A 2,090-nucleotide genomic window follows, 5' to 3' on the forward strand; every position below is an offset into this window, starting at 1 on the left:
GGGCGTTGAAAGCAATAGTTCAATTTGGGATTTTGAAAAAAACAAGGATAAAATAACGTTGATCACTAGGGATTATAGAAAAATAGATATATCAAAAATGAAAAAAGTTGATAAATTATCAGGAGATAAAAATGAATTTTCATTAAATCATAACAAACCAGCCAACAAAACCATCATAGACGTTTCAACATCTTCTAACGATGATAAGTCCATTGTACATATAGAGATTGTCGGTATATTTAACCATGATGAACTCTTTGCAGTATAAATACATTTCACCATATGATTTGTAAAACTTTAAATTATTTCTCTATAAATAATCATCAATTATTAATAACAATTCAGCACAATATGCGTATAAACATTAATAATAACCAACTAAAAATATACGAAATAAATAGTATGTTTTTATAACATTTATTTCTATATATACTCCTATCATTATAAAAGTAAGAAATATAGAACATTCTCTTTTGGTAAAAAGAATTTAGTATGAATAGTTTTAATTCAATAAAAAAACAACTTACTTCTATTTGTCTGATGGTAAAATAGTTATAGATGATATGTATGGTTGAGCTAAATAACCACATAGTAATATCACACAAATAACTTATATACCTCCTAATTATGATAAAAAAGAGATTATTTAAACCAAAAAATTCAGTAACAGAAAAAATAGAAAAGGCACTGTAATAATATTGCGGTACCTTTTTTATTAAAAATAATAATACATCATGTTGCCAATAATACAAACACATAACAATAATCTTAACTAATAATGTAGAAATGCTGACAGGTATTTTTTAAAAAAGAAATTAAAAAATAAATAGACAATAATTAGCCTGCTATTAAACATTAATTTATTTTGTAAAAAAACACATAGATAATTTATCTTTAAATAAAAAGGACATTATATGAAATTAATAAAAAACACTAAAAAACCAACTTTCTTCTATTTGCTTGATGGGGTTATATCAACAGGCGCTATATCAGGTTGGCCTAAAAATTCAATAGATGGAACAACGCATCTCACCTATACATTTCCTAATTACAGTGAGCGGTCAGAAAATATAAGAAATAAACATCCGATAACAGAAAGTCAAAAAAAAGAAGCATTAAAGGAGCTAGCAGAATATTACAAATTAGACTATGAAATAGAAAAAATGAAAAAAGAACTAAAAGCTATTGAAGATAAAGATAGTGAGGGTTTCCAAAAAAGAATTGAGGAAATAAATCAAGATATAAAATCAAAGAGTGAGAGAAGTGGCCAGATAATAAAGAACATACCTTTATATTTTTTGGCTACACCAATGACGATATTTCCTCATCAACAAGAAGTTATCACAGAAATTTTACAATTGGCTTCAGATTTCGCAGACCTTACTTTTACTAGAGTACCTATACAAAAAAATGCCAATTTAAAGTTTGGCTATTTCAATCATTTTTACAAAGATTCAACTACTTTTTTTATGACGAGAGGAAATGGAGGCTTTGCTCAATATCCTAACTATAACGGTACACCTATAAAAGAGATCGGGCCAAATGAAGATTATGATATCCCTGGAACCATATTTATTAATTTAGCTACACATGAATTTTATAAATGGGAAAACGGGGATAATATTGATAAATATATAGAAAATGAGGCCAATCCCGGTGATTTATATAATTACCATGATAATAATCAAGTTGCTATAATAAAAAGTACGGATGTGTTACTCAACGAAACAATGAAAAGTAAACACAAACTAGGATCATATGAATATCTTTGTTTTATACATGAATTAGGTCATGCACTCGGGCTAATGCACATAAATGTATATTTAAAAAATATAAAAAATGATGCAATTTTAACATATAAATATTCAGTTATGGCCTATCAATTTGCTGATATTAAAGATGCAGATTTTGCTGGCCTTTATCCTATGACCTTTATGCTAGTAGATATATTATTATTACAATATCTCTATGGCCCAAATATGACCACACGTCTTGAAAATAATACCTATGGTTTTCATTCCAATACGGGACGCGCCGCTTACTCTTTAAATAGCATAGAAGATAAATTAGTGAGCTGTATTTGGGATGCA

The 2,090-nt window shown here is 27.5% G+C and carries 2 protein-coding genes; both read left to right on the forward strand.

The genetic code is table 11. From position 1 onward, the window contains the following. A partial coding sequence (locus HMPREF0693_RS08760; RefSeq protein WP_004244896.1) for a M10 family metallopeptidase C-terminal domain-containing protein occupies positions 1-268 on the forward strand: 268 nt, incomplete at its 5' end. A gap of 646 nt (positions 269-914) precedes the next feature. Continuing rightward, positions 915-2,090, forward strand: a 1,176-nt coding sequence (locus tag HMPREF0693_RS08765; protein WP_004244899.1) for a M10 family metallopeptidase C-terminal domain-containing protein, incomplete at its 3' end; no start/stop codon positions are given.

The organism is Proteus mirabilis ATCC 29906 (assembly GCF_000160755.1).
GTDB lineage: Bacteria > Pseudomonadota > Gammaproteobacteria > Enterobacterales > Enterobacteriaceae > Proteus > Proteus mirabilis.